Raw genomic sequence first — 23464 nt, forward strand, 5'->3', positions numbered from 1 at the left:
TTATCCGGCCGGGTAGGTTCTTCAGGGTGCGCGTGCGCTTCTCTCGTGGGGTCATCACCATCGTGGTCGTGGTCGTCGTGCTCGCGGTGGGCGTGTCGGTGGGCCTCTACCACCTGCTGAAGCGGGCTCCGCGGCTGGCGGTCCAGCCTGAGGCCTACTGCACCGCCGTCACGCCCGACGGCACTCTCGGCCTCGACATCGAGCAGGCCCGCATCTCGGCCACCATCGCGGCCGTGGCGGCGCGCCGCCGGCTGCCCGAGCGGGCCGTGGTGATCGCGTACGCCACGGCGCTGCAGGAGTCGAAGCTGTCCAACCTCGACTACGGCGACCGCGACTCGGTCGGGGTGTTCCAGCAGCGCGAGTCGCAGGGCTGGGGCAGGAAGAAACAGCTCATGGACCCCGTCTACGCCACGAACAAGTTCTTCGCCGCGCTGGTCAAGGTGAAGAACTACCGCAAGCTCCCGCTGGCCGAGGCGGCGCAGGCCGTGCAGCGTTCGGCGGGCGGCTACGCGTACGCGCCGCACGAGGGCGACGCGAAGATCCTTGCCGCCGCCTTCACCGGGCGGGTCCCGAAGTCGGTCCACTGCTGGTATCCCTCGGCCAAGACCCCGCCGCCGCAGCCGAAGACCGCCGAGGCGCGCAAGCAGCTGGCCAGGGCGCTGGGCAGCACGGCGATCACGTCGAAGAAGCGCGGGTGGCTGGTGGCCGCCTGGTCGGTGGCCCACGCCGAGCAGTACGCCATCAGCCGGGTCGGCTACAGCGGCGTGACCTGGTCCAACGACGTGGAGCTCGAGGGCTGGCAGGCGGGCGGCAAGGCCGGCAACCGCCAGGTCGAGCTGTCCTGAAAAGGGAAGCGCTGCTCAGGAGGCGCGGCGGATGATGGAGATCGAACCGGGCGGGAGCGGCTGGGCGTAGCCGGCCGTCCACGAGCCGCCCTGGATGCGTTCGAACGACAACAGCCGCCCGTCGGCGGCCCGGTAGTCGGCGAAGTCGAGCAGGCCCCGCTCGGGGTAGCCGGTGTCGCCCTCGGTCCTGAACGCGGCCGTGCCGCGCTCGATCGGGAAGAACTCCACGCCCTCCATGATCAGCATGCTCTTGGCCGGGACCATGCCCTGCGTCGGCACGTCGTTCCAGAGCTGGACCTCGAGGTGCGGCGGGTCACCGTCGAGCACCTCGACCGAGAGCCACTGGTAGCGCCTGGAGGAGTCGCGGAGGAAGAACTCCGTCCACTCGTGGCCCTGCCACGAGATGTACATCGCTCCGAGCACGCGGGCGCGTGAGCCGTGCACCTGGATCCGGTCCCCGATCCGGAGGGTGCGAGGGTCGGTGTAGTCGGTGCCGACATGCGCAGGGACGCTCACCGGCGCCGCCAGCGGGGTCTCGAAGGACGCGACCTGCGCGGGCGGCGCGCTCGTGCGGCCTCTCCTGTCCTGCCGCATGGTAGCCAAGAAGGCGCCCAGCAGCAGCAGGACAGTGGCGATGCTCAGCCCGAGTACGACCATGGAGGTCATGCTCATCGATCAGCTCGCTCCACTCGCGGTCTGCCTCGGCATAAGCCCTTATCAATTTATGCGTGCTCAAGCCAGTTGGGATGGCTATGACGCGCGATCCTACTGGAGGCGGCGCACCGCCGCACCGATCCGCTCATCAGTCGCGGTCATCGCGATGCGGATGTGGCGCCCACCTGCTGATCCATAGAATTCGCCCGGCGCGACCAAAATGCCGATTTCGGAAAGCTTGGCTACCTGATCCCAGGCGTTCTGCCCGTTGGACGCCCAGAAGTACAGCCCTGCCGTCGAATGGTCGATTTCCCAGCCGGCCTTCTCCAGCGCGGGCCGCAGCATCGCGCGGCGCGCGGCGTAGAGCTCGCGCTGGTGCTCGGCGTGCTCGTCGTCGCCGAGCGCGGCCGCCATCGCGGCCTGCACGGGCTGCGGCATGATCATGCCGGCGTGCTTGCGCGCCTCCAGCAGCCGCTTGACCAGGACGGGATCGCCCGTCACGAACCCGGCGCGGTAGCCGGCCAGGTTGGAGCGCTTGGAGAGCGAGTGGACGGCGAGCAGCCCCTCGTGGGAGCCGCCGCAGACGTCGGGGTGGAGGATCGAGATCGGCTGCTCTTCCCAGCCGAGCTCGATGTAGCACTCGTCGGAGGCCACGACGGCGCCGCGTTCGCGGGCCCAGGCCACGACCTTGCGCAGGTGTTCCGCGGGCAGCACGCGCCCCGTGGGGTTGCCGGGGCTGTTGACCCAGATGAGGTCGACGGGCTCGGGTCCGAGCGCGAGCGTGCTGTCGGACGCGGTGCCGACCGCGCCGGCGAGTCTGGCGCCCACGTCGTAGGTGGGGTAGGCCAGCTCGGGGAAGACCACCCGCTTGGCGCCCAGGTAGGTGGGCAGCCAGGCGACGAACTCCTTGGAGCCGATCAGCGGGAGCACGTCGCGCGGCCCGACCGTGACGCCGTGCCTGCGCCTCAGCCAGCCGGCCGCGGCCTCGCGCAGCGCCACGCTGCCGTGGGTCAGCGGGTAGCCGGGGCTGTCGGACGCTCCGGCCAGGGCGTCCTGGACGACCCGCGGCACCGAGTCGACGGGCGTGCCGACCGACAGGTCGACGATGCCGTCGGGATGTGCCAGCGCACGCTCTTTGTACGGCTCCAGCCGGTCCCAGGGGAAGTCAGGCAGCTTGTTCACGATTCTTCTCCTCGGCGTACTGGGGCGCGGCGACTCAGCGGAGCCGCGTCACGGGCGCACGGCGCGAACGGGGCACATCCCTGCGGATGCCCCCGTGCACGACGTCGGGACTCGTCAGTGGTCCTCGCCCTGCGGCGGCAGGGCGGCCACCACCGGATGGTCCTTCTCGATCTTGCCCACCTTCGAGGCGCCACCGGGCGAGCCGAGGTCCTCGAAGAAGTCCACGTTCGCCTTGTAGAAGTCCTTCCACTGCTCGGGAAGGTCGTCCTCGTAGAAAATGGCCTCGACGGGGCACACTGGTTCGCACGCGCCGCAGTCCACGCACTCGTCGGGGTGGATGTAAAGCATGCGCTCGCCCTCGTAGATGCAATCAACGGGGCATTCCTCGATGCACGCCTTGTCCAGGACGTCCACGCAAGGCTGCGCGATGACGTAGGTCACCTCGAGCTCCTTCTTCTCCGCACCATGGCATGACTTCGACCGCGGTTTGCTACGCCCTAGTATTGCCGTGCTTGCACGCTGGCCGAAACGGAGGGTGCCAAACTCATGGCCGCGCGCCTCGTCATCGCCATCACAAGTCAGGATATTGGCGCACGGATCACCACCCGCAGACGCGTCCCGGGCGGGTTCCGCGACGCGGTGGGCGTGCTCGTGTCGTGGTCGGACGGACTTCTCAAAGTTCGCAAAAGGGATGGCACCGTGGTGGAGATCCCCGAAGAGACACTCGTGGCCGCCAAGGTCGTTCCGGCCGCGCCTCCTCGACCTGGGCGGATGTAACAGTAAGTATTCAATACGTGACTTTACGTACCTGCGCCGCCGCAGCAGCCATCCTCGCCAGCGCCGGATGCGGCGCGTCGTCCACGGACACCGCCTCCACCGAGGCCAGGAACCTGCCGCCGATCAACACCGGAGCCACCTCGTTGAAGGCCGGCTTCGGCACCATGGACCGCCTGGCCGAGGCCGCCAAGCGCGAGGGCGAGCTCAACGTGATCGCCCTGCCCCGCGAATGGGTCAACTACGGCGAGGTCATCGACACCTTCGCCGACAAGTACGACATCAAGGTCAACGAGCTGGAGCCCACCGCGAGCAGCAAGCGCGAACTGGACGCCGCCGCTCAGCTCAAGCCCGACGTGTTCGACCTGACGATGGACGTGGCCGTCTCCGCGGCCGACCGGTTCGCCCGCTACCAGGTCCAGGGCTGGCAGGACCTGCCCGACCACGTGAAGGAGCCGTCCGGCGCCTGGTACGCCGCGTACGGCGGCTACATGTCCATCGGCTACGACCCCCGCGCGGTCAAGCCGCCCGCCTCCTTCGCCGACCTGCTCGGGCCCGGCTACAAGGTCGCCCTCGACGGCGACCCGCTGCGCTCGGCGTCGGCGTTCGGCGGCGTCATGGCGGCGTCCATGCGCTCGGGGACGCCGCAGCCGCAGCAGGGCGTCGAGCTGTTCGCCAAGCTCAAGCAGGCGGGCAGGCTGACCGACCTGGCCAAGGCCAACGTGGTCATCGCCTGGGACCACCTCAACGCCGCGCGCAGCGCCGAGCACGGCGACGCCTGGAGGGTGACGATCCCCCGGGACGCGGCGCTCGGCGGCTACCACGTGCAGGCGATCAACAAGAACGCCCCGCACCCGGCCGCGGCCCGGCTCTGGCAGGAGTTCCTGTTCTCCGACGAGGGCCAGAACCTGCTCCAGAAGGGGTACGCCCGGCCGGTGCGCGGCGAGGCGATGCTCATGAAGGGCACGCTCGACAGGGAGCAGGCCGGGAAATTGCCCAAGGCGCCCGGCCCGCCGGTGCTCATGACGATTCCGCAGGCAGACGCGGCGAAGGCGTACCTGAGGAAGGAGTGGGGCAAGAAGGTGGGATGAGTCCTATGTGACTTGATATGTGGTAGCGACAATCAGCCTCTAAAGTGAACAGACAGCACGGCCACGGGGGCCCGATGTCTGATCGATTGTGAGCTGATCGTCTTGCGATACGACACACCGAGTTTGGAGCGGTGGAACAGTCGCGCCTACGACAGCAGCTTCGGCTACGTATCGACCCAAGGCGCGCCACTGGTCGACCTGCTCGACCCCCGGGCCGGCGAGCGAGTGCTCGACCTCGGCTGCGGCACCGGGGTGCTGACGGCGCAGATCGCCTTCAGGGGCGCCGACGTCCTCGGCATCGACGGCTCGTCCGCCATGATCGAGAAGGCGCTGGCGCAGTATCCCGGCATCGACTTCATCATCGGCGACGGGCACGACTTCACGGTGGTGGACCCGTACGACGCGGTCTTCTCCAACGCGGCGCTGCACTGGATGAGCCGCGACCCCGCCGCCGTGATCGCCAGCGTCCGCGAGGCACTCAAGCCTGGCGGACGCTTCGTCGCGGAGATGGGCGGCGCGGGCAACTGCGCCGAGCTGACCACCGCGATGCTGACCGCGTGGCGCGAATACGGCCTGCGCGAACCCGAGCTCCCGTGGTACTTTCCCACGCCTGCCGAGTACGCCCGCCGCCTCGAGCAGGAGGGGTTCGTCGTCAGGTTGCTCGAATACTTCGACCGGCCGACCCCCCTTGACGAGTGCCCCGGCGGGGCCGCCGACTGGGTGCGCGTGTTCGCCGCATCGGTGCTCGAAGGGCTTCCCCCGGAGATCGTGGAGCCCCTGCTCCGTCGCGTCAACGAACTGGCCGCGCCCGCACTTCGCAGGGAGACTGGCTGGATGGCCGACTACGTGCGTCTACGCTTTGCCGCTGTTCGGCGTTGATGCGTCGTGCATGATGCGTAGGGCTGTTTTGCCGGACTATGGTCTGTTCCGTGGGCGGCGAGATTTGGGCTGCACCGCTGCGGCGGCGTGAGGGGCTGGTGAACGGAACGGGATGAACTTCTGCCTGAGCGACCTCGTACCACCGTTGAGGTGGAGCGACGCGTCGACGATCACGCTACTCACCGGGCAGCCGGACCTGCCGGATGCGTGGTGGCGCAGCCTGCCCATGCCCCGCGTCCTGGCCGCGATCGGCCCCGAGTCGCTGGGCGAGCTGCTGACGGAGATCGCCCTGGAACACTGGCCGGCCGCCTCGATCGGCGACGTCCTGCCCGCGCTGCACGTGCTGGACCCGGACGAGGCCGACGAGCCCGCGGTCGCCATCGCGCTCGACCGCACCGGGTCGTGGGCCGGTCTGCTGGCGCTGACCAGCCGGGAGCTGGTGGACCAGCCCTTCATCCAGGCGCGGCCGGTGCTGAACACGCTGTTCTCCGCCGTCCTGGTGCACCTCGCGCAGCCGCTCGCGTACGCCGCTCCTGCCCTGGGCGGAAGGCAGGAGCCGCCGCTCGCCACGCCCGCCGGCCTGCCGCAGGCCGCACCTGTGGCCGCCGAGCCCGTCGCCCCGCCAGTGGACCAGCCAGTGGACCAGCCCGCGGACCAGCCCGCGGAGCTGGTGGCCGCCCAGCCCGCCGAGCCGGTGGCCGCGCGCGAGGCTGAGCCCGCCGCTGCGGCGCCGGAGCCGGAGCACGAGGCCGAAGAGGCCCACGCGGGGCCGGTCGCGGCGGAGAACGCCGCTGGGGACGCCGCCGGCGCTGAGAATGGCCCTGAAACCGGTGCCGAGGCTGGGGACGCCGCCCGGCACGACGCCGAGGTGGCCGCCGCCCAGCACGCGGCCGAGGTCGCCGTCGCGGAACAGGCCGAGGAGGCCGTCGCGCGGGAAGCCGAGCCGGAGAGCGCGCCCGGGAGCGAGCCCGAGAGCGAGCAGGTCGTGGCGGCACACCACGGCGACGCCCTTGAGGAGCACCACGAGCACCACGGAGACGCGCTGGAGGCGCCGCACGGGGACGCACTGGAGGCGCCGCACGGCGACGCGCTCGCGGTGCACCACGGGGACGCGCTCGATACCGCCGACGAGCCCGTGCCCGACGCCCAGGAGGCCGAGCCGGCCGGGGACGTCCTCGATGAGCAGATCCCAGAAAACGTTCACGAAAACGGTCACGCAGACGTTCACGAAAATATTCACGCCGAGCAGGTCCCGGTCGAGCAGTTCCCCTTGGAGCCCGCCGAGCAGCACGGCGAGCAGGCCGGTGCCGAGGGCGGTCGCGAGCAGGAGCTGCCCGAGCTGATCGAGGCCGCGTTCGCCGGTCTGGACGACAAGAGCTGGGCCGTGGCCCAGAACCGGGTCTTCACCGACGAGCCCTCCGCCGTGGACCAGCTCGCCAAGCTCTTCGCCGTCCCGCCCGCCGAGATCGCCGCCACCGAGGACGAGCTGCGCGCCCGCCTCGACCACTGGCTGTCCAGCGACGAGGCGGCCCCGTACCGCGCTCATCTGGACGAGCTGGTCGCGACGATCGGCCCCGAGGCGCCCAAGGAGCGGATCATCGGCGCGGCCGACTGGCACAACGTCGAGATCCGCGCGCTGGAGGTCCCCGCCTGGCAGTTCGTGCTGACCACGCTGGCCCCGCCGCCCGTGCGGGAGCAGCAGTACGAGCAGCCCCAGGAGCCCGAGGCCCAGCCCGAGCGGATCCCGGACCAGCAGGTTCACGATCAGCCTGACCAGTACGGCCCCGACCAGCAGGCCGCCATGCGCCAGGAGCCGGTGGAGCTGCTGCAGTCGGCGTTCGGCCCCGCCCAGACGCCGCCGCCTCCCCCGGGCCCGCCACAGTTCCAGGCGTTCAGCCCGGTGGCCCCGCCCGCGAGCGAGACGAACGGCGGCGCGCCCGAGCCGGACAAGCCGTACCAGCCGCTGAAGGACGTCTCTCAGACCAGGCGCTGCTTCAGGCAGCCGGACGGCCGCTGGTGGCTGCGCGTGGACGTGACCGGCGAGCAGCTGGCGGGCGGCGAGTGCGCGCTGCCGACGGGCTTCGCCTCGTACCTGGGGCTGAACCCGGGTGAGAGCAGGACGGTCAGGAGCGCCGCGGGCGAGCTGACCATGACCTGGCACGGCTCGCCGGTGCTGCAGTCCATCGAGCACCTGCTGGTGGACGTGGGCGCCCGCGAGGGCGGCCACCTGTTCCTGACGCTGTCGGACGAGGGCGTGCTGAGGGCCAGGCACCTGCCGGTCGCCGCGCAGGGCGCCGAGAAGATCACCAAGGCGTTGCGCCTGGTCGGGTACACGGCCCCTGGAGGCACACGAGATCAAGCGGCCAGGGTGATCGCGACCAGGATCGGCATGACGGGCCCCGTCGCCCTGCCCGACCTGCTCAACAGGCTCCGCGAACGCGGTGACCGCGACCTGCTCGAACTATTGGACTGAGCCTGTGCCGCGGCTCGCGATCGGCCCGGAGTTCCCCAGGGAGCTCAGCGCACTGGCCCCGCCGGTGCGCAGGGACGCCGTGGTCGCGCTGCGCCGGTTCCTGCTGAACGTGGCCGGCGCCCCGCACGCCGAGAGGGTGCGGGGCGCGCGCGATCCGCGGGTCGCGACCCTGCGCCTGGCGGCCGGCCACCGCGGGGTGGTGGTGCGGCAGCGGGACGTCTACTGGCTGCGCGACGTGCTGCCGGAGGCCGAGGCCTGGTCGTACGCGCGCCGCCACCGCTACGGCGTCAACCCGGTGATCGGCGTCGTCGAGGAGTGGGACGCGGAGTCCCTGGAGCGGGTGGAGCCCGCATTACGCCGATCGGCGGGGTCGTCCGGGCTGTTCGACCCGATCTGCGACGGCGACCTGCTGGGCCTCGGCCTCGACCTGCACGCGCTGCCGCTGTTCCGGCTGATCACGACCGAGGCCGACGTGGCCGCGCTCGAACCGCTGCTGCCGCCCACCCAGTACGCCCCGCTGGCCGTGCTGGCGCGCGGCGGCACCCTGGCGGAGGCGTGGCGCGAGCTGGACGCCTGGCGGGCCGCAGACCCGGAGAGCGGCCCGATCGACACCGACGACCTGTACGCGGCGCTGCGGCGCAGCCCCGACCGCGCGGCGTTCGTCCAGGACAAGGTGGCGCTGGAGCGGGTGCTGGACGCGCCGGACTGGTGCACGTTCCTCGACCCGCCGCAGCACCGGCTGGCCAGGGCCGCCAGGTACGAGCACCCGGTGCTGGTCATCGGCGGGGCGGGCACCGGCAAGACCGTCCTGGCGCTGCACCGGGCGGCCCATCTGGCGGCGCGCGGCGCGGGGCCCGTGCTGCTGGTGACGTTCTCGCAGAGCCTGGCCGACGAGCTGTCGGCCAAGCTGGACCTGCTGATCGAGGACGAGGTGGTGCGCAAGCGGGTCGAGGTGGACAACGTCGAACGCCTGGCCCTGCGCATCGTGGCCGACGCCGAGGGCCGCCGCCCGGCGCTGGTCGGCCCGGGGGCGCGCTCGCTGGCCGAGCTGACCGACGAGGCGTTGCGGTTGCTGTCGATCTCGACGGGTGATCTGCTCGACGATGTGGATCCCGGGCTGAAGCCGTACCGTCACATCGTCGTGGACGAGGCGCAGGACATCAGCGCGGCGCAGTGGCGGCTGCTGCGGGCGGCGGCGCCGCGGGCGCGTGACGACCTGTTCATCGTGGGCGATCCGCACCAGCGCGTCACCGACGCTCGGGTGGCGCTCGGCGCGCTCGGCATCCCCGCCGTCCAGCACGCGCTCAAGCTCTCCTACCGCCTGCCGCAGGAGGTGCTGTCGTTCGTCGTCCGGCTGCGCGGCGGCGGCCTGTCCTCCGGGCTCGTCGCGGGGGTCACCGACATGTACGGCCTCAGCGCGACGCGCAACGGCGATCGGCCGCTCGTGCGGGCGTACGACACGCTGGAGGCGGAGCTGGCGGGCCTGCGCGCCACGGTCGAGGGCTGGCTGGCCGACGGCGTGCCGGCCGGCGAGATCGCCGTCGGCGCCCGTCACCAGCGGCTCGCGCGCCGGGCCGGCCGCGCGCTCGACGGCCTGGATGTGCGGGTGGCGAGCTTCCCGCAACTCAAGGGGTTCGAATTCGAACGCGTGGCGCTCGTCGGCGTCGCCGAAGACGTGGTGCCAGGGCCGCTGCCGGAGGAACCGCAAGCACGCGCGCACGCTCTGCAACGCGAACGGAGCATACTGTTCGTCGCCTGCACCCGTGCTCGCTCGATGCTCTATATCTCCCATTCTGGAAGAGGCAGCCCGTTTCTACCGCTCTGATCACATAGTCTGAACTGCGGATATCTTCCCTTTGCCGGTTGGACCTCAATGAACCTCAGCCTGAGCGACCTCACGCCACCACTGCGCTGGACCTCTCCTGGTCAGATCGCGCCGATCGTGGAGGAGCCACAGCTGCCCGAGGCCTGGTGGCAGGCGATTCCTCTCGACCGCGCGTGCGCCATCGTCGGCACACAGACCGTGGCGGGCCGTCTGGCCGACCTGGCCGTGGCCTGCTGGGGGCATCTGACGCTCGGCGACATTTTGCCGCTGCTGCGGTTCTCCGACCCCGCCGAGGCCGAGCGGACGCCGGAGACGCTGGGCAAGGACGTGGTGCAGAAACTGTTCAGCGGCGTCTTCGAGCGGCTGCTCGAACCCGCGCCCGAGGCCGGGCCAGGCCCGGCAAGGACGGACAAGCCGCTGCCCGAGCTGATCGACGAGCTGTTCGCGGCGCTGGACGACCGGCAGCGGGCCATCGCGCGCGACCGGCTGTACGCCGAGCAGCGGGCCACCCTGGACGAGCTGGCGCAGCGCTTCTCCGTCACCAGGGAGCGGATCAGGCAGATCGAGCGCGACCTGCGCGAGCAGATCGACGCCTGGCTCGCCAAGCCCGAGGCGGGCGGCCTGGTCGCCCACGTGACGTGGCTGCGCGGGCGGCTGGGCGTGGCCGTGCCGGCCGAGGACCTGCAGACCGTCGTGCCGTGGCACGCGGGCGACCTGCGCGCGCTGGGGATCCCGGCGTGGCGGTTCGTGCGTACGCTGATGACCGGCTACGAGCAGTCGGACGGCTGGCTGGTGGCCGGCGGGGCCGACGACCTGCGGGAGAAGACGCGCCAGCTCTTCACCGACGGGCCCCGCCCGCTGCCCGAGGCCGTGTCCATGGTGTCTCAGCTCGGCGTGCACGAGGACGTGGCCGAGCGGTGGATCCTGGCCGTGCCGCAGCTTCGCGTGCTGGGCCAGCACGTGGTGCCGTGGCCGCGCAGCATCAACGAGAAGGCCGAGGCGGTGCTGGCGGTGGCGGGCACACCTCTGTCGCCCGAGGAGATCCAGGAGCGCATCGGCGAGGACTACAGCCTGGTCGGCATCCGCAACCAGCTCACCGCCGACGAGCGCTTCCGCCGGCTCGACCGCAACAAGTACGGGCTGACCAGGTGGGGCGGCGACGAATACCTGGGGATCAGGGAGATGATCGCCAGGGAGATCGAGCGGGCCGGCGGCGAGGCGTCGGTGAGCACGATCGTGGCCAACCTCACCTCGCGCTACGACGTGAGCGAGAGCTCCGTGCGGGCGTACTCGGGCGGGCCGGGGTTCGAGCGCACGCAGCGGGGCTGGATCCGGGTGGCGGGCACCTCGCCGGGCGGGGAGGCGGAGCCGTACCAGCCGCGCAAGGACGTCTCGGAGACCCGGCGCAGCTTCCGCTCCCGCGACGGGCGCTGGTGGCACCGGGTGGACATCAACGCCGAGCACCTGCGCGGTTCCGGCTCGCCGCTGCCGACGGGGTTCGCGGCGTACCTGGGGATGGCGCCCGGCGGGCAACTGACCGCCTCCGCGCCGTCCGGCGACGTGGTGATCAGCTGGCACAACCAGCCCACCATGGGGTCGATCCGCAACATCCTGGTCGAGTACAAGGCCAACGAGGGCGACCACGTCTTCCTCACCGTGTCCGACGGCGGCGAGCTGCTGACGCGCTACCTGCCCGCCGCGCCCCTGGCGATGCCGCCGGTGAACCGGGCGCTCTACCTGCTCGGCTACACCGCTCCCGTCAGCTCGGAGATGGAGGGTCTGCGCCTGATCGGGGCCAGGATCGGGCTGCCCGACACGGCCGGCCGCGAAGAGGTGATCGCCAGGCTGCGCGAGCGCGGTGACCGGGACATACTCGGTTTCCTGGGCGGATGACGCCGGGCTAAGCTCGGGAGATGTTGCGGATCTACGACACGCGCGCCAGGCAGGTCGAGCGGATCGACGCCGGGCGGGCGCTGCGGATGTACACGTGCGGGCCGACGGTCTACCGCCCCGCGCACGTGGGCAACCTGCGCACCTACGTGCTCTCCGACCTGGTCAGACGGGTCCTGGAGCGGCGGCGGGTGCGGGTCGTGGCCTGCCAGAACATCACCGACGTCGGCCACCTCGCCGACTCCTCCGCCGGTGAGGGCGAGGACAAGGTTCTGGCCCAGGCGCAGGCCGAGGGGCGCTCGCCGCTGGAGCTGGCCCGCTTCCACGAGGAGTCGTTCGTGGCCGACGCCTCCGCGCTCAACCTGCGCCCGCCCGAGCACATGCCGCGCGCCAGCGAGAGCGTCGAGCTGATGGTGGAGCTGATCGCCAAGCTGATCGAGCAGGGGCACGCCTACACCGTGCCCGACGGGTCGGTCTTCTTCGATGTCCGTACGTTCCCCTCATATGGCGATATATCCGGCAACCGGCTCGACGAGCTCAGGCCCGCCCACCGCATCGAGGCCGTCGATCCCCGCAAGCGGTTCCACGCCGACTGGGCCCTGTGGAAGCCCGCCGAGGGCGAGCTGACCTGGGACACGCCCTGGGGCAGGGGCTTTCCCGGCTGGCACGTGGAGTGCTCGGCCATGTCGCTGCGTTTCCTCGGCTCGCGCATCGACCTCCACCTCGGCGGGATCGACCTGCGCTTCCCGCACCACGAGGACGAGCGGGCCCAGTCCGACGCGGCGGCCGGGCACGAGGTGGTGCGTCACTGGGTGCACGGCGAGCACCTGCTGTTCGACGGGCGCAAGATGGCCAAGTCGACGGGCAACGTGGTGCTGCTGTCCGACGTGGTCGCCGAGGGGCTGGACCCGCTGGCCGTGCGGCTGGCGTTCCTGGAGCACCGCTACCGCCAGCAGCTCAACCTGACCTGGGACACGCTGCGGGCCGCCGACCGTACGGTGCGCAGGTGGCGGGCCCGGGTGGCCGAGTGGTCCGAGTCGGTCAGCGCTCCCCTGTCCAGGGACTACGCCGACCGGGTCGAGGCGGCCTTCGACGACGACCTCGACACTCCGGCGGCGCTGCGGATCCTGCGCGAGCTGGAGCGGGACGAATCGGTGGCGCCAGGGACGAAGTTCGAGACGTTCCTCCATCTGGACCAGGTGCTGGCGCTCGATCTGTCCACCGAGATCGGCAAGGCCAAGGTGCTGCCGCCCGGGGCCGGTGAGCTGCTGGAGGCGCGGGAGCGGGCGCGCGAGGCGAAGGACTGGCCGGCCTCCGACCGGCTCCGCGACAAGCTCGCCGACCTGGGCGTACGGGTGTCCGACACCTCCGAAGGCCAGACCTGGGAGTGATCGTCGCGGCCCGAAGGACGTGGGGCCGAGCGCCCGCGGTCGGCGCCGTCGCGGCCGGGAACGCGTCCGGAGGAGTGATCGCGAACTGCCAGACTTGATGCCAGTTCGGCATGAAGGAGGTGGCGGTGAGGCCCTATGCGTGGATGCCGTGGCCGTTGCGGTGGGCCGCCCGGTCGTTGACCGTCGCGCTCGCGCTGGTCCTCGTGCTGGCGGGCGTGCTGGTCTACACGGTGCGGAAGTCGTTCCCCCAGGTGGACGGGTCGCTGCGGCTGCCCGGCTTGACGGGAAGTGTGGAGATTTATCGCGATAAATCTGGAATTCCACACATCTACGCTGACAGCGCCAAGGACCTGTTCATGGCCCAGGGCTTCGTGCACGCCCAGGACCGCTTCTACGAGATGGACTTCCGCCGTCACACGACCGCAGGACGCCTGTCCGAGCTGTTCGGCGCCGCCACGCTCGCCAACGACAAGGCGCTGCGGACCATGGGCTGGCGCCGGGTGGCCGAGCAGGAGCTGCCCGAGCTGGCCCAGGAGACGAAGGACTACCTCGACGCGTACGCGGCGGGCGTCAACGCCTGGCTCAGCGCCAACCCCAACGCCTCCGACCGCAGCCTCGAATACTCCGTGCTCAAGCTCCAGGGCGGCGGTGGCACGCCGGAGAAGTGGACCGCGGTCGACTCCCTGGCCTGGCTGAAGGCCATGGCGTGGGACCTGCGCTCCAACATGGAGGACGAGATCGACCGCGCGCTCGCCCTGACCAAGCTGCCCAGGGAGCGCGTCGACCAGCTCTATCCCGGCTACCCCTACGACCGCCATCTGCCGATCGTCAACGAGGGCGGCATCGCCCAGAGCCGCTTCGACCAGCGGGCCCAGCCACGGGTGCGGGCCGGGCGGGCGCTCACCGACGCGGCCGGGACGCTGCGGAACGTGCCGAGCACCATGAGCACCGCGGACCGGGAGGGCGTCGGGTCGAACTCGTGGGTGGTCTCCGGCGCCAACACCCTCAGCGGCAAGCCGCTCCTGGCCAACGACCCCCACCTGTCGGCGCAGATGCCGTCGGTCTGGTATCAGGCGGGGCTGCACTGCCGCGCGATCACCGAGGCGTGCCCGTACGACGTGACCGGGTTCACCTTCGCCGGGCTGCCCGGCGTGGTCATCGGGCACACGGACAAGATCGCCTGGGGCTTCACGAACCTCGGGCCCGACGTGGCCGACCTGTTCCTTGAGCAGGTGACCGGCGACACGTACCTGTACCAGGGCGAGCAGGTCAAGCTGGAGACCCGCGAAGAGGTGATCAAGGTGGCCGGCGGGTCGCCCGTCACGATCACCGTCAAGAGCACCCGGCACGGCCCGCTGATCAACGAGGTGATGCCCAACGCGCGGCCCAGCGGCGAGGCCAACGCGGTGGCGCTGCAGTGGACCGCGCTGACGCCGGGCCGCACGGCCGACGCGATCTTCGCGCTGAACAAGGCCACCGACTGGAACGAGTTCAAGGCGGCGGCCTCGCTGTTCGACGTCCCCTCCCAGAACCTCATTTACGCCGACACGACAGGCAAGATCGGATATCAGGCCCCCGGGCGCGTCCCCGTACGGGAGAAGGGCGACGGCACCTGGCCCGTTCCCGGCTGGACCGGCGAGTACGAGTGGCGGCCCGCGCCCATCCCGTACGACCAGCTGCCCACCGTCGAGGACCCCGAGGACGGCTACATCGTCACCGCCAACAACGCCGTCATCGACCCCGCCCGCTACCAGCCGCTGCTGACCAAGGACTGGGCCTACGGCTACCGCTCGGAACGCATCCGCACCCTGCTCAGGGAGGCGCTCCAGAAGGGCCCGATCGACACGGAGACGATGCTGCGGATCCAGCGCGACTCCGCCAACGGCTTCGCCGAGACGCTGGTGCCCGCCCTGATGAAGGTGGACCTGGCCGGGCCCGCCGTACAGGCGAGGGAGTTACTGAAGTCGTGGGACCGCACGCAGGAATCCGGCTCGGCCGCCGCGGCCTACTTCAACGCCGTCTGGCGGCACCTGCTCACGCTGACGTTCGACGACGACCTGCCGGAGGCGGCCCGGCCCACGGGAGGCGACCGCTGGTACGAGGTCGTCAGGCGGCTTCTGGAGGCCCCTGACGACCCGTTCTGGGACGACGTGGGCACCAAGGAGCTCAAGGAGAGCCGCGACGACGTCCTGCGCCAGGCGCTGGCGTCGGCGTACCAGGAGCTCGCCGACCGGCTCGGGACGGACGTCAAGGCGTGGCGCTGGGGCGACCTGCACCAGCTCGAACTGGTCAACGGCTCGCTCGGCGTGTCGGGCGTCGCGCCGGTCGAGGCGCTGTTCAACCGGGGGCCACTGGCGGTGTCCGGGAGCAAGGACGCGGTCAACGCCACGGGGTGGAACGTCCAGGAGGGGTACGCGGTGACCGCCGTGCCGTCGATGCGCATGGTCGTCGATCTGTCGGACCTGGACAAGTCCCGCTGGATCAACCTGACCGGCGCCTCGGGGCACGCCTTCCACGACAACTACTGGGACCAGGCGAAGGTGTGGGCGAAGGGGGAGCTGCTGCCGATGTACTCCTCGCCCGAGGCGGTCAAGAAGGCGGCGGTCCACACGCTGCGGCTCACGCCGTGAGCACGCGGGGTGGCGTCCTCTCGGCGGAGAGCGAGCCCTGACCGGAGCGCCTTTCTTTACACGATCGCGTCAACCCGCGCTGCCGGTGCCGCGCCGCCACCGCGCTGGCCTGCGCGGGTAACCGCCGTCGTCCAGCCCGGCCAGCCGTTCGAACACGTTGTACGAGGCCTGGTGCCCGCAGACGATCACCGACACGAGCATGGACAGCAGGTAGAGCGGCAGCATCGGCAGCCCGACGCACCAGGCCCACTGCGTGGCGTGGCGCCCCTCGTGCAGGATGAGCTGCTCACTCAGTGAGTCCTGCCTGGTCAGGACTACATTCCCGACGGTGAACGCCCCCGCGATGGGGAACCTGTAGCGGTAACCGAAGGCCAGGATGAGGCCGTTGGGACCGGGCGTCCTGGACGCCCTGCCGACGAAAGCGATCAGCAGACCGAGCGGCGTGGAGAGGTTGACGTAGTTCGCCGCCCGCCGGAACCGGAAGCGCCTGTTCATGCGTCTGAGTCTTGACCAATCTTGACAAGTCGGAATAATGATCCCCGTCCTGAAATCTCCCAAAGAGCAGGATTATGAGATTCTCCATCCTGGGCGCGCTGCTCGGCACCGTTGCACTGGCAGGAGCCGGCGGAGTCGCGATCACCCAGACGTCAGCGACCGATTCCCTACGATTCACTGACACCCCTTCCAACGCGCGGCTGGCGTTAGCCGCCGAACCCTCCACGTCGCCGCCGTCCGAGACGCCCCCGTCCCAGACGCCCCCGTCCCAGACACCTGGTGCGACGCCGCCTACCGAGACGCCGCCCCCGGCCGAGACCTTGACCCCGGCCCCCACTCCCACGGAGAGCCCCACGACCGGGGAATACACCGCCGAGACGAAGGTGGTCAAGAGGCGGGGCGTTTCCTATCTGAACGTCTCGGTCACCTACGAAGGCGCGGGCTTCTTCGCCGTCGAGCAGCGGGTGTGCAAGAGAAGATCGTGCAAGACCGCGAGCGTGGAGTTCACCGTGCTCGGCGGTGAAGGGAACACCCGGGCCCGGCTGGGGCGCGGCACGTACAAGAAGCAAGGCGAGGCCGACGTCGCCATGGCGCCGCTGCCGACCGTCACCATCAAGGAGACGGTCACGGTGACCGAACCGGGTCCCACGGTCACCGTCACGGAGCCGGGGCCGACGGTGACGTTCACCTGTCAGCCGTCCGTCGAACCCACTGATCCGCCCAGCGAGCCGCCTGCCGATCCCACGGACACGGCGCCTCCCGCGGACACGACCTCACCGTCCGCGAGCGTTCCCCCCACCGTGACGCCGACGCCCAGCGAGACGCCTACGCCCACGCCTACGCCTACGCCCACGCCTACGCCTACGCCCACGGTGACCGATCCCCCGTCCGATCCGCCGACCGTACCGCCGTCAGAAACGCCGAGCGACCCGCCCGCGGACACCGCTCCGCCGAGCGCGACCCCGACGGCTGAGATCCCGACCTGCCCGCCGCCGTCCGAACCTCCGGCCGAGGACCCCTCGGAGACCCCGACGCCGGGCGAGACACCGACCCCCACCCCGACGCCGACGCCGACGGACACGAGCGTCCCGACCGACACCCCCACCGACACCCCCACCGACACCACGACCGACACCAAGGCCGACGCCACGACCGCCGCGCATCACGAGTAGGTCACCGTCCCCGACCAGTAGCACGAGCACACGACCGGGCCAGGCCGAAGCGCCTGGCCCGGTCCATGCCCGGCCTCGTTCCCCGCTCCCGACCCGGCGGACATTAGCCTCAGAAGGTCTTGTAACGCCCCTCGTGGTACAGGAGCGGCGCGGCGTCCGCCGGAGTGTCCAGCGCGCTCACCTCGCCCACCACGATCGAGTGGTCCCCGCTGTCGTGCACTGCAGTCGTCGCGCACTCGACGGTGGCGATGGCCCCGTCGAACAGCGCCACCCCCGACTCCCCCCGATGATGCGGCCACCTGGTGAGCTGGCCGTTCAGCGGCCGCCCCCGGTGGGCGAAGAAGCGCGAGGCGTCCTCCATGGAGGCCGGTAACACCGACACGCCCCACGTCCCGGTCTCCAGCACCGCGTCGTGGAACCGGGCCACCTTCTCCGCGCAGAACAGCACGAGCAGCGGATCGAGCGAGACGGAGGTGAAGGAGTTGACGGTCATCGCATGATCGACGTCACCGAGTCTGGTCGTGACGATCGCGACTCCTGTGGCGAAGCGGCCGACGACTTTACGGTAGGTTGCCGGGTCCACGTGCCGCTCGATGGAATGCACTTAGCCACTTTATGCCTCTACATCGGATTCTTCGGAGGGTACCCACGCAAGAGCCACGAACCCCCTCCTGACGAGGGCGAAAGTAGATAGCCCGCCACGAGAGCGACCAATCCCCCGTAAAGGTAGACAAACCCTGGCGCCCCGCTCGCGATCACCAGATCCCCGGCGCTCAGCTCCAGCGTGAACGGCATCGTCACCAGCAGCCACCCGAGCCCGGCCGTCGTGGCGCCGAGCCTCGCCCGCATCAGCCGGCCCGCCCCCACGCACACCCCGAACAACGCCAGCACCCAGCCGATCGCCGACACCGGGATCAGGCCGGGCTGCCACACGGGATGCGTGAACCCTCCCACGATCGCCATGACGACCCCGAGCACGAACAGCATCCCGTACGCCGCCCCGCCCAGCGCCGACTCGGCCTGGCTGCGATGTTCCATATCGCACGAGGTTAGTGGATGCCCGCGAAGAGATCGTTCTCGCGGTTGTACGGCTCTCCGAGACCCCCCGCCTCGACGGGCGGACCAGGCACCGGAGGGCCGGGCACGCCGATGGCCAGCGTGTAGTGCTCGACGCCCAGGAGCTCCTGGCCGATGTTGTTGGACAGCGCGAACCAGGGCGGCTCGACGGTGATCTGCGTGGCGTGCGCCCGCATGGCCTCGATCTTGTTGCCGATCCAGGGACGCGCGTCGATCTCGGTGGTGATGTCCTCGTCCTGACAGCCGAAGGGCATGTCGTCGACCTCCTCCAGGAGGAAGCCGGTCCCGGACTCGCGCATCGCCTCCGCCCCGCGCCGCATGACGGACCTGGCCATGGCCGTGTGGTAGAACTTCGCGATCTGCCAGGGCTCGCCCTCGCCGAAGCCGGGTTTCGCCGCCAGCTCGAACGCCCTGCGCGAAACCCGGTGCGCCTGGATGTGGTCGGGATGGCCGTAGAAGCCGTTGGCGTCGTACGTGACGAGGACCTGCGGGCGTACCTCACGGATGACCTTGACCAGCTCGCCCGCCGCCTCGTCGAGGTCGGCGCTCCAGAACGCCTTCGGGTGGTCGTTGGTGGCCGCGCCCATCATGCCCGAGTCGCGGTAACGGCCCGGCTCGCCCAGGAATCGGTGGTCCTCGACGCCGAGCGCCTGGCAGGCGGCGGCGAGCTCACCGACCCGGTAGGGGCCGAGCGCGTCGTCCCGGTCGGAGGCGAGCTGCGCGAGGTCGTGGGGGATGATCTCCCCCTCCTCGCCGAGCGTGCAGGTCACGAGCGTGACGTGGGCGCCTTCCGCGACGTATTTGGCGATGGTCGCGCCGGTGCCGATCGACTCGTCGTCCGGGTGGGCGTGCACGAGCAGCAGCCGTCGATCAGTCATGCCCACGAGCGTAGCAATGGCAGGATTGAGGCCATGAGCGAGAGCTTCCCGCGCCTGTCTGCCAGGACCCGCCGTTTCACCCTGGGCGTGCCCAGGGGCTTCACGATCTCCCCCGACGGCGGCCGGGTGGTGTTCCTGCGCACCAGGTCGGGCACCGATCCGGTGACCTGTATGTGGGAGCTCGACACCGGCACCCACGTCGAGCGCCTGGTGGTCGATCCGCGCACCCTCCACGCGGACGACGAGGACCTGCCACCGGAGGAGCGGGCCAGGCGCGAGCGCAGCCGCGAGTCGGCGGGCGGCGTGGTGGCCTACGCCCCCGACGCCGACCTGACCAGGGCCTGCTTCGCCCTGTCCGGCGCGCTCTACGTGGTGGAGCTGGCCGACGGGCAGGTGCGCGAGCTCGACACCCCGGGCTCGGTCATCGACCCCCGCCTGTCCCCCGACGGGCGACATGTCGCCTACGTCACCGGGGGCGCCCTGCGCGTCCAGGACCTGTCCTCCGGCGCCGATCGCGCGCTGGCCGAGCCGGAGACCGAGACGGTGTCCTACGGGCTGGCCGAGTTCATCGCCGCCGAGGAGATGGACAGGATGCGGGGCTACTGGTGGGCCCCTTCGAGTGACGCGCTCCTGGTCGAGCGGGCCGACGAGGCCCCCGTCCACGTGTGGCACATCGCCGACCCGGCCAACCCCGACCGTCCGGCCGTGGCCCAGCGCTATCCGGCCGCCGGCACGCCCAACGCGGTGACCGGGCTGTTCGTGCTGGGGCTCGACGGGTCGCGGGTGGCGGTGCCGTACGACGAGGAATACCTCACCACCGCCGCCTGGGACTCCCACGCGCTGTCCATCGTCACCCTCACCCGTGACCAGCGGACGATGCGGCTGTTCACGGTCGATCCGGCGACGGGCGCGTCCACGCTGGTGCGCGAGGACACCGACCCCGCCTGGGTCGACATCGTCGGCGGCGTGCCCGCCCACCTCGACGACGGCTCGCTCGTGTGGGTGGCCAACTCCGAGGGCGGCCACCGGCTGTTCGTCGGCGACCGCGCCGTCACGCCCCCGACGCTGCAGGTGCGCGCCGTGCTCGACGTCGATCACGACAGCGTGCTGTTCAGCGCGAGCGGCGACCCGACCGAGATCCAGCTGTGGACGTGGGACGGCCACTCGCTGCTGCCCGTCTCGACCCGTTCCGGGGTGTTCTCCGGGCGCATGTCCGGCGGGGTCGGCGTGCTGACCGAGCAGAGCCTCGACGCCGAGGGCGTCTCCACCACGGTCGTCCGCCGCGACGGCATGGCGGTGCCGATCCCGTCGTTCGCCGAGCGTCCCGGCCTCGACCTGCGGGTCTCACTCGGCCGTTCCGGCCGCCGCGAGCTGGCCACCGCCGTGGTGCTGCCCTCGTGGCACGAGCAGGGCTCCGGCAGGCTGCCGGTGCTGATGGACCCGTACGGCGGGCCGCACGCGCAGCGGGTGCTCAACCGGCGGGGCGCGTTCCTGGAGAGCCAGTGGTTCGCCGAGCAGGGCTTCGCCGTCATCGTGGCCGACGGCCGCGGCACCCCTGGCCGGGGCACCGACTTCGAGCGCGCGGTCCGCGGCGACCTGGCGAGCCCCGCGCTCGACGACCAGATCGACGCGCTGCAGGGCGTGGCCGAGCAATACCCCGACGACCTCGACCTGAGCAGGGTGGCCATCCGCGGCTGGTCCTTCGGTGGCTTCCTGGCCGCGCTCGCGGTCCTGCGCCGTCCCGACGTCTTCCACGCCGCCGTCGCGGGCGCGCCGGTGACCGACTGGCGGCTCTACGACACCTGCTACACCGAGCGCTACCTGGGCCATCCCGAGCAGCATCCGGAGGCGTACGACAACTCGTCGCTGTTCGCCGACGCGGCCAAGCTCGAACGCCCGCTCCTGCTCATCCACGGCCTCGCCGACGACAACGTCGTGGCCGCCCACACCCTCCGCCTCTCCTCCGCCCTCCTCGCCGCCGGCCGCCAGCACAGCGTGCTGCCGCTGTCGGGGGTGACTCACATGACGCCGCAGGAGGTGGTGGCGGAAAACCTGCTGCTGCTCCAGGTGGAGTTCCTCAAGCGCTCCCTGGGCCCGGCGACCTGACGCACGCACGCGGCGCGGGCCCTTCCGACAACCCGCGCCGCTCGGCCCCTCACCTCCACCAGACCTGGCCGCCCGACCCACGCCACCAGCCCGGCCGGACAAAACACCTGCCCTGGCGCGGCTGACCACCCCATCCGCTCCCCTGCCGGCCATCGGGATCGACCATCCACGCATCCACCACGCCATCACACCCACCCACACCACCGGGACGAGCCACCCACCCATCACGGGCGCACTCCAACGGGACCGAGCCGAGCCACCCGCCTCCACACGCACCGACGGGACCGGGCCGCCCACCCCTTTCCACCACGTCGGGACAGTGTGTTACCCGCGCCACCACACCACCTCCGGCCAACAGACAACCCACCCCACAGCACCTGGTCGGTCCTCGACGATCAACCCACGGTCTGACAACTCCTGGTCGTACTTTCCTCCCCCATAAACCAAACCCCCGTCCGACGCGATCTCACCGCCCCCTCCGGCATCGTGAACGCCATGCCCAACCCACACCCCTCCCCCCGCACACGCCACCTCGCCCTCTCCACAACCGTTCCCCTGGCTCTGACCCTCACCCTGACCCTGCTCAACGCAGGCATGGCACCCACACCAGCAGCCGCACGGGCAGAGCCCAGTCCGACGAGCACGACCACGAGTCCAGCCGCCACAAGCCCAGCCACCAAGAGCCCGGCCATCAAAAGCCCAGCTACCAAGACCCCGACCGTTAGGACCCCGGCCAAGTCCGGGGGTGCGCTGAAGTGGGAGCCCTGCCCAAGCGACAAGATCGGCATGGACTGCGCCGACCTCCAGGTCCCAGCCGACTGGCGGAAACCGGACGGCCGCAAGATCACCCTCAAGCTGGGCCGCCTCAAGGCCACCGGCCCCTCGGAAGGCTCCGTCCTGGTGGCCTACGGCGGCCCGGGCGGCCCCGGCATCGCCCTGACCCAGTCCTCCCCCGACTGGTGGGCCGAGCTGCGCCAACGCATGGACATAGTGACGTGGGACACCCGCGGCTACGGCATGGACCAGTTCCAGGGCCTCAGTACGGGCCTGCCGTGCGCCTGGACCCGCGTCCCCATCGCCGACGTGCCGAAGGACGACGCTGACTTCGGCCGCCTCGCCGACACCAACCGCGGCTACGCCGAAGCCTGCCGGCTCAAGGATCCCGAGCTGTTCGCCAACATGAGCTCGGCCGACCATGCCAGAGACATGGAAGCGATCAGAAAGGCACTCGGCGACGACGAGCTCAACTACTACGGTGCCTCATACGCGGGCTTCTACGGCCAGGACTACGCCCGCCTCTTCCCCGGCCGCGTCCGCACGATGGTCCTGGACGGCACCTGGAGCCACAGCGCCCCCGACTGGCAGCGCGAGCTTGAGGCGATGGCCAAGACCAACGAGCAGTTCATGCGGCGCTTCTTCACCTGGTGCGCCGCCAACGACTGCAAGGACGTCCCGGCGCTCTGGCGCGCCCTCATCGCCAGAGCCGACCGCACCCCCATCCCCACCACGACGCCCAACGTCGCCTACAAGACCCGCGACCTGCAGACCTTCGCCCTGGCCCTCGCCCGCCAAGGCTCCGCGGCCTGGCCCAAGCTGGCCACGGCGATCCGCAAGGCGAGCAAGGGCGACGCCTCCGACTTCGTACCGACAAGGGGCGCCCGCTATCCCGACCAGGCGACCGGCGTCACCGAATGCACCGACTGGCCCCGGGTCGCCAACCGCAAGGAGATGAACTCCATCTTCGCCCGCCTCCGCAAGATCGCCCCCAACACGGGCATCTCCGGCAGCAACGCCTCCGCCACCCTCAACTGCGTCGGCTGGCCCGTACCCGTCACCAACCCACCCGTCGCCCTCCCCAAGAACCTCCCGCCCATCCTGGGAGCCGGCGCGTGGGGCGAGTCCGACGCGGTCGAACGGGTCCTGACCCAGGTCCCCGGCAGCGCCACCATCCACCACGACGGCCCCGGCCACACCCTGTACGGCTTCAACCCCTGCGCCCGCGACCACATCAACCGCTACTTCACCGACCGCACCCTCCCCACCCCAAAAACCACATGCTGACCAACCACATTTACTAACCGCCCCTCACCGACCCCGACCAC

General features: G+C 70.8%; 19 protein-coding genes. 12 read left to right on the forward strand and 7 right to left on the reverse strand.

All coding sequences use genetic code 11. The annotated features are described in order from the left end of the window. Positions 1-32: 32 nt before the first annotated feature. Positions 33-845, forward strand: a complete 813-nt coding sequence (locus tag AB0C27_RS38220; protein WP_357854753.1) for a hypothetical protein — start codon at positions 33-35, stop codon at positions 843-845. 15 nt (positions 846-860) lie between these two features. On the opposite strand, the gene AB0C27_RS38225 is transcribed toward AB0C27_RS38220, so the two are convergent. The 3 genes from AB0C27_RS38225 to fdxA form a co-directional block, all read right to left on the reverse strand. Continuing rightward, positions 861-1517, reverse strand: coding sequence for a DUF4178 domain-containing protein (locus tag AB0C27_RS38225; RefSeq protein ID WP_357854756.1), 657 nt, complete (start codon positions 1515-1517; stop codon positions 861-863). A 93-nt stretch (positions 1518-1610) separates the two neighbouring features. After that, positions 1611-2681 (reverse strand): succinyldiaminopimelate transaminase, encoded by a 1071-nt coding sequence (gene dapC / locus AB0C27_RS38230; RefSeq protein ID WP_357854759.1) that lies wholly within the window; start codon positions 2679-2681, stop codon positions 1611-1613. A gap of 114 nt (positions 2682-2795) precedes the next feature. Then, positions 2796-3122 carry a ferredoxin gene (gene fdxA / locus AB0C27_RS38235; protein WP_106240826.1) on the reverse strand — a complete coding sequence of 109 codons (327 nt, stop codon included), beginning with the start codon at positions 3120-3122 and terminating at the stop codon, positions 2796-2798. Between the two features lie 105 nt (positions 3123-3227). On the opposite strand from fdxA, the gene AB0C27_RS38240 reads away from it, so the two are divergent. From AB0C27_RS38240 to AB0C27_RS38275, 8 genes are all read left to right on the forward strand, one after another. Further along, positions 3228-3458 (forward strand): hypothetical protein, encoded by a 231-nt coding sequence (locus AB0C27_RS38240; RefSeq protein ID WP_357854762.1) that lies wholly within the window; start codon positions 3228-3230, stop codon positions 3456-3458. Positions 3459-3475: 17 nt separating this feature from the next. Next, positions 3476-4546: an extracellular solute-binding protein gene (locus AB0C27_RS38245; RefSeq protein WP_357854765.1), complete on the forward strand. Its 1071-nt coding sequence runs from the start codon at positions 3476-3478 to the stop codon at positions 4544-4546. Positions 4547-4648: 102 nt separating this feature from the next. Next, positions 4649-5425: a class I SAM-dependent methyltransferase gene (locus AB0C27_RS38250; protein WP_106240821.1), complete on the forward strand. Its 777-nt coding sequence runs from the start codon at positions 4649-4651 to the stop codon at positions 5423-5425. A gap of 112 nt (positions 5426-5537) precedes the next feature. Next, positions 5538-7898 (forward strand): hypothetical protein, encoded by a 2361-nt coding sequence (locus AB0C27_RS38255; protein WP_357854770.1) that lies wholly within the window; start codon positions 5538-5540, stop codon positions 7896-7898. Between the two features lie 4 nt (positions 7899-7902). Beyond that, positions 7903-9723, forward strand: coding sequence for a UvrD-helicase domain-containing protein (locus AB0C27_RS38260; protein WP_357854773.1), 1821 nt, complete (start codon positions 7903-7905; stop codon positions 9721-9723). A gap of 48 nt (positions 9724-9771) precedes the next feature. After that, complete coding sequence (locus AB0C27_RS38265; RefSeq protein ID WP_357854776.1) at positions 9772-11616, forward strand: sigma factor-like helix-turn-helix DNA-binding protein; 1845 nt, start codon at positions 9772-9774, stop codon at positions 11614-11616. Positions 11617-11636: 20 nt separating this feature from the next. Further along, on the forward strand, positions 11637-13004 hold the full coding sequence (gene cysS / locus AB0C27_RS38270) for a cysteine--tRNA ligase (protein WP_357854779.1): 1368 nt from the start codon (positions 11637-11639) through the stop codon (positions 13002-13004). Between the two features lie 143 nt (positions 13005-13147). Beyond that, positions 13148-15634 carry a penicillin acylase family protein gene (locus AB0C27_RS38275; protein WP_357855522.1) on the forward strand — a complete coding sequence of 829 codons (2487 nt, stop codon included), beginning with the start codon at positions 13148-13150 and terminating at the stop codon, positions 15632-15634. Between the two features lie 69 nt (positions 15635-15703). Here the strand turns inward: AB0C27_RS38275 and AB0C27_RS38280 are convergent, their stop codons facing one another. Continuing rightward, the gene (locus AB0C27_RS38280) at positions 15704-16129 is read right to left on the reverse strand and encodes a hypothetical protein (RefSeq protein WP_357854782.1); all 426 of its coding nucleotides are present in this window, start codon (positions 16127-16129) and stop codon (positions 15704-15706) included. 74 nt (positions 16130-16203) lie between these two features. Here AB0C27_RS38280 and AB0C27_RS38285 point away from each other — a divergent pair, with 74 nt between their 5' ends. Beyond that, the gene (locus tag AB0C27_RS38285; protein WP_357854785.1) at positions 16204-17301 is read left to right on the forward strand and encodes a hypothetical protein; all 1098 of its coding nucleotides are present in this window, start codon (positions 16204-16206) and stop codon (positions 17299-17301) included. A 109-nt stretch (positions 17302-17410) separates the two neighbouring features. Here AB0C27_RS38285 and AB0C27_RS38290 read toward each other — a convergent pair whose 3' ends face one another. The 3 genes from AB0C27_RS38290 to mshB are packed head-to-tail and all read right to left on the reverse strand — an operon-like array spanning position 17411 to position 19256. Beyond that, positions 17411-17905 (reverse strand): flavin reductase family protein, encoded by a 495-nt coding sequence (locus AB0C27_RS38290; protein WP_357854788.1) that lies wholly within the window; start codon positions 17903-17905, stop codon positions 17411-17413. 17 nt (positions 17906-17922) lie between these two features. Beyond that, positions 17923-18339 carry a DUF6113 family protein gene (locus tag AB0C27_RS38295; protein ID WP_357854791.1) on the reverse strand — a complete coding sequence of 139 codons (417 nt, stop codon included), beginning with the start codon at positions 18337-18339 and terminating at the stop codon, positions 17923-17925. Between the two features lie 11 nt (positions 18340-18350). Further along, on the reverse strand, positions 18351-19256 hold the full coding sequence (mshB, locus tag AB0C27_RS38300) for an N-acetyl-1-D-myo-inositol-2-amino-2-deoxy-alpha-D-glucopyranoside deacetylase (RefSeq protein WP_357854794.1): 906 nt from the start codon (positions 19254-19256) through the stop codon (positions 18351-18353). A 33-nt stretch (positions 19257-19289) separates the two neighbouring features. On the opposite strand from mshB, the gene AB0C27_RS38305 reads away from it, so the two are divergent. Beyond that, a complete protein-coding gene (locus AB0C27_RS38305) occupies positions 19290-21362 on the forward strand; it encodes a prolyl oligopeptidase family serine peptidase (RefSeq protein ID WP_357854797.1) in 2073 nt (690 codons plus the stop codon). Positions 21363-22148: 786 nt separating this feature from the next. After that, positions 22149-23423 carry an alpha/beta fold hydrolase gene (locus AB0C27_RS38310; protein WP_357854800.1) on the forward strand — a complete coding sequence of 425 codons (1275 nt, stop codon included), beginning with the start codon at positions 22149-22151 and terminating at the stop codon, positions 23421-23423. The last annotated feature ends 41 nt before the right edge of the window (positions 23424-23464 follow it).

The sequence above is a fragment of the Nonomuraea sp. NPDC048882 genome, assembly GCF_040649755.1.
GTDB classification, from domain to species: Bacteria; Actinomycetota; Actinomycetes; order Streptosporangiales; family Streptosporangiaceae; genus Nonomuraea; species Nonomuraea maheshkhaliensis.

Bases quoted from the DNA above. Each gene is read 5' to 3' on its own strand.
- AB0C27_RS38275 (WP_357855522.1), top strand. From the start codon at position 13,148: ATGCCGTGGCCGTTGCGGTGGGCCGCCCGGTCGTTGACCGTCGCGCTC.
- AB0C27_RS38285 (WP_357854785.1), top strand. From the start codon at position 16,204: ATGAGATTCTCCATCCTGGGCGCGCTGCTCGGCACCGTTGCACTGGCA.
- AB0C27_RS38255 (WP_357854770.1), top strand. From the start codon at position 5,538: ATGAACTTCTGCCTGAGCGACCTCGTACCACCGTTGAGGTGGAGCGAC.
- cysS (WP_357854779.1), top strand. From the start codon at position 11,637: ATGTTGCGGATCTACGACACGCGCGCCAGGCAGGTCGAGCGGATCGAC.
- AB0C27_RS38225 (WP_357854756.1), bottom strand. From the start codon at position 1,517: ATGAGCATGACCTCCATGGTCGTACTCGGGCTGAGCATCGCCACTGTC.
- AB0C27_RS38295 (WP_357854791.1), bottom strand. From the start codon at position 18,339: ATGGAACATCGCAGCCAGGCCGAGTCGGCGCTGGGCGGGGCGGCGTAC.
- mshB (WP_357854794.1), bottom strand. From the start codon at position 19,256: ATGACTGATCGACGGCTGCTGCTCGTGCACGCCCACCCGGACGACGAG.
- AB0C27_RS38305 (WP_357854797.1), top strand. From the start codon at position 19,290: ATGAGCGAGAGCTTCCCGCGCCTGTCTGCCAGGACCCGCCGTTTCACC.
- AB0C27_RS38265 (WP_357854776.1), top strand. From the start codon at position 9,772: ATGAACCTCAGCCTGAGCGACCTCACGCCACCACTGCGCTGGACCTCT.
- AB0C27_RS38240 (WP_357854762.1), top strand. From the start codon at position 3,228: ATGGCCGCGCGCCTCGTCATCGCCATCACAAGTCAGGATATTGGCGCA.
- AB0C27_RS38280 (WP_357854782.1), bottom strand. From the start codon at position 16,129: ATGAACAGGCGCTTCCGGTTCCGGCGGGCGGCGAACTACGTCAACCTC.
- AB0C27_RS38310 (WP_357854800.1), top strand. From the start codon at position 22,149: ATGGACTGCGCCGACCTCCAGGTCCCAGCCGACTGGCGGAAACCGGAC.